Here is a 4039-nt window from a genome sequence, read left to right as displayed (position 1 = left end):
AGCGCGCTTCCCTGACACGGAAGAGGTCACTGGTTCGATCCCAGTATCGCCCACGAAAGCCCCGGTTATCCGGGGTTTTGTTCTTCTTAGGAAGAAAATACGCGGATGTGGCTCAGTTGGTAGAGCATCACCTTGCCAAGGTGAGGGTCGCGGGTTCGAGTCCCGTCATCCGCTCCATAATCAATCCCTTGCGTAACGTAGGGCGAAATTCCTCAAGAGCGTGTGAGCGGGCGCAACGTCCGCACCCACTAATCCGGCTATCGTGGCAGCGGCTTCGCCCGCGGGGTAATAGCCGTGCCCATCATAAGCGAGCAGGCGCTCGGCCAAGGCATCGTGGTCCAGCTCCGGATGGAACTGAGTGGCGTACATGTTGGTGCCCACTCGGAACATTTGGATGGGGCACGGCCCCGATGTTGCGAGCAGGATAGCGCTGGCGGGCAAGGTACGAATGGCTTCAGTGTGGCCGAGGTAAGCATCAAAATTGTCCGGGATTCCCAGAGTAATCGGATCCTTCCGGCCTTCTTGGGTGAGAGCGATTCTTCCTGCTGTCACGGTTTCCCCGAAGGTTGTATCCACGGTTCCTCCCTCGTGGAGGCCCAGAGTGGCTACGCCGTAGCAGGCTCCGAAGAAGGGGAAATCACGAGGAACAATCTTGTCCAGTAAGAAACCCATCTCTGCCTCAACGCGTTGTTGAACGGGAGATTTATCCGACGGGGGAATGGACGCGTTAAAGGGGCTGCCACCTACCAGAATCCCCGAATAATCATCCAACTGAAGGTTCGGCAACGGCTCCTGATCCACCCTGATCTGGATGAGCTGATCCGAATTCAGGCCACAGTGACGGAGAAAGGACTCGTATTCGGAGTGTGCCAACGCTGGCTCGGGCCGCGAGGAAATTAGTACGAATGGCTTCATTGTGCGCCGATCTACCCAGTTGATATAGATGGTTTGCATTATATGCGCAGGTGCATCTTGGATACCACGGGTACGCGAACGGCTAGGCCCGGATCTGAGAATCCTGAGTAAGATGGGCGGCGTGCGTACCGTCGTATGTGCGTACGAAACCGAGATAAAGGAGACCACGTGTCCGCCAACCTCATCATCGACGGAGTAGATACTCCGATTCTTGAGCAGACCACCGGCATCGAGTTTTACCAGAAGCAGCGCGAGATTGTTGCGTTACGAGTGGCTGGTGAACTCAAGGATCTCAGCATAGATCTGGCGGGGCTGCCCGATGGTACGGCTGTGGAGGGGGTGGAGATTTCCTCTCCTGACGGGCTCGATATTCTGCGACATTCGGCAACGCACGTTCTTGCTCAGGCCGTCCAAGATACGTTCCCCGATGTGAACCTTGGTATCGGGCCGTTCATCACCGACGGTTTCTACTATGACTTTGGCAATATTGACGCCGTTACTCCCGAGCTGATGAAGGATCTCCAGAAGAAGATGCAGCGCATCGTCAAGGAGGGGCAAACCTTCCGGCGCCGCGTGGTGAGCGAGGAGGAAGCTCGCGTTGAACTGGCCGATCAGCCCTACAAGCTAGAGCTCGTGACAACTAAGGGAACGGATGCCGAAAGCGCATCCGTTGAGGTTGGTCATGGCGAATTGACGATCTATGACAACGTGCGCCGAAACGGCGAGGTGGCGTGGAAGGATCTGTGCCGCGGCCCGCATCTGCCCACAACGAAGCTGATTGGGAATGGCTTCGCTCTGACCAAGTCCTCGGCGGCATACTGGAAGGGCGATCAGAACAATGATGGCCTCCAGCGCATCTACGGCACCGCGTGGCCAACCAAGGCGGATCTTGTCACCTATCAGGAGCGGATCAAGGAGGCTGAGCGGCGTGATCACCGTAAGCTTGGTGCCGAGCTGGACCTGTTCTCCTTCCCCGAAGAAGTTGGACCCGGTCTTGCGCTCTTCCATCCCAAGGGAGGGATGCTTCGGCACAACGTTGAAGAGTTCATTATCAACGAGCACATAAAGCGTGGCTTCGAGATCGTGTACACCCCGGAAATCACCAAGGGTGGCTTGTTCCATACCTCTGGTCACCTTCCCCATTACGCAGACACCATGTTCCCGCCACTTTCAGTGGATGAGGAGCATGACGCAGAAGGCAATGTCACCAAGGCTGGGCAGGATTATTACCTCAAGGCGATGAACTGCCCGATGCAGAACCTCATCTACCGCTCGCGCGGGCGCTCCTATCGCGACCTCCCGCTCAAGCTTTTCGAGATGGGCCATGACTACCGCTACGAAAAGTCCGGTGTAGTTGCTGGCCTCACCCGCATGCGCGGATTTACTCAGGATGATTCGCACATCTACTGCACGGCTGAGCAGGCACCCGAGGTTATCAAGGACCTCCTGGGGTTCTTTGACGATGTGCTCTCCGCATTTGGGCTCTCTGACTTCTACCTCGAACTGTCTACCCGCGATGCCAGTGGCAAGAATCAGGACAAGTTCATCGGATCAGACGAAGATTGGGCGGAAGCCACACGCGTGCTGGAAGAAGTATGCGAATCCACCGGGTTGGACCTCGTGGCCGATCCCGGCGGTGCGGCCTTCTACGGCCCAAAGGTGTCCGTGCAGGCCAAGGATGCGTTGGGCCGTACCTGGCAGATGTCCACCGTTCAATACGATTTCAACCAGCCGGAGCGTTTTGGACTGGAATACACGGCGTCAGATGGTTCGCGCAAGCGCCCCGTCATGATCCACTCCGCCAAGCTCGGATCCGTTGAGCGCTTCATTGGAGTGCTCACCGAACACTACGCCGGCGCCTTCCCTGCGTGGCTAGCACCCGTTCAAGCGCGGCTCATCCCAGTTGCCGAGGCTTTCGATGGCTATGTGGACGAGGTGGCAACCAAGCTGCGTTCTCGGGGCATTCGGGTTGACGTTGATCATTCCGACGATCGTTTCGGTAAGAAGATTCGCAACGCCTCGAAGGAAAAGATTCCATTCACGCTGATCGCTGGAGGCGAGGACGTTGAGGCAACCGCCGTATCCTTCCGCTACCGCGATGGGCACCAAGAAAACGGAATCCCTGTTGACCAAGCGGTCGATCACATCCTCGATGTTGTGGCCCGCCGGGTCAACGATGTGGAAGGCGAGCGACTCGCCTAAGCAAGCGAAATAAGGAGTCAGCAGTGGGACAGGAGCAGAGCCAAGGCGATGGTCCGCGTATCGAGAGTGCCGCAAGCTTCCCGGGGGATCCGGATGGTTTCCAACGGCTGTGGACGCCTCATCGTGCTGCCTACATCAGCGGCGATGAGAAACCGGAGAACGGGAATTCGGACCAGTGCCCGTTCTGCCGTGCGCCTCATGGGGCCGATGATGACGGCCTCATCATCGCTCGGGGCAAGACGTGCTTTGCCCTGCTCAACCTTTACCCATACAACTCCGGACACGTGCTTGTGTGCACATACCGGCACGTGTCACTGTACCCAGATCTGAGCGATGCTGAGCGCATGGAGATGGGAGAGATGACGTCCAAGGTGATGCAGGTGCTTGACAGTGCGATGCATCCTCACGGATTCAACTTAGGTATGAATCAAGGCGAGGCTGCCGGCGCAGGAATTGCCGCACACATCCACCAGCACATCGTGCCCAGATGGGGTGGGGATGCCAATTTCTTCCCGATCGTTGCTCAGGTCAAGGCTGTGCCAGCCATCTTGGGTGAAACTCGTGCTCAGTTGGCCACTACCTGGCAGGAGATGTTCGGCGCTTAGATTCACGCCCAGATTTGCCCGATCATCCTAGTTCCGTCTGTTGAGGTTGGGTGTGATGGGTGGTGCTGTGGAGTGGTAGTGGTGTCCGGTTGGTGTGGTGATGATCCGGTCCGAGGAGCGGCTCTCGGCGGGTGGCCGGCCGAGATCACCGCTGCCAGCGTGAGAGCGGCTGCCAGTGCTAGTACCTGTTCCTGCCGTGTGGTTCCAGCCGTTGTATTCTTTGGTGTAGTTGCACCGTGCACACAACCCACTCCCGTTGGTGAGGGTGGTGTGGCCTCCTGAAGCGAAGGGGTGGGTGTGGTCCATGTGGGCGATGG

The 4039-nt window shown here is 57.7% G+C and carries 4 protein-coding genes and 1 tRNA gene; 3 read left to right on the top strand and 2 right to left on the bottom strand.

What is annotated here, in order from left to right; genetic code table 11:
• Positions 1–101: 101 nt before the first annotated feature.
• Positions 102–177, top strand: a tRNA-Gly gene (locus ACTHV6_RS11945).
• A 3-nt stretch (positions 178–180) separates the two neighbouring features.
• On the opposite strand, the gene ACTHV6_RS11940 is transcribed toward ACTHV6_RS11945, so the two are convergent.
• The gene (locus ACTHV6_RS11940; RefSeq protein ID WP_441387863.1) at positions 181–954 is read right to left on the bottom strand and encodes a glutamine amidotransferase; all 774 of its coding nucleotides are present in this window, start codon (positions 952–954) and stop codon (positions 181–183) included.
• A gap of 96 nt (positions 955–1050) precedes the next feature.
• Between ACTHV6_RS11940 and thrS the strand changes: the two genes are divergently transcribed.
• Together thrS and ACTHV6_RS11930 are read left to right on the top strand one after the other, a co-directional pair.
• Entirely contained in the window at positions 1051–3117 is a 2067-nt protein-coding gene (thrS, locus tag ACTHV6_RS11935; protein ID WP_441387861.1) for a threonine--tRNA ligase, read from the top strand.
• A gap of 23 nt (positions 3118–3140) precedes the next feature.
• The gene (locus ACTHV6_RS11930; protein WP_441387859.1) at positions 3141–3722 is read left to right on the top strand and encodes an HIT family protein; all 582 of its coding nucleotides are present in this window, start codon (positions 3141–3143) and stop codon (positions 3720–3722) included.
• Positions 3723–3749: 27 nt separating this feature from the next.
• Here the strand turns inward: ACTHV6_RS11930 and ACTHV6_RS11925 are convergent.
• On the bottom strand, positions 3750–4039 hold a 290-nt coding region (locus ACTHV6_RS11925; protein WP_441387857.1), incomplete at its 5' end, for an HNH endonuclease.

The sequence above is a fragment of the Ancrocorticia sp. genome (assembly GCF_052089425.1).
GTDB lineage: Bacteria > Actinomycetota > Actinomycetes > Actinomycetales > Actinomycetaceae > Ancrocorticia.
This window is presented reverse-complemented; position numbering and strand designations above follow the sequence as displayed.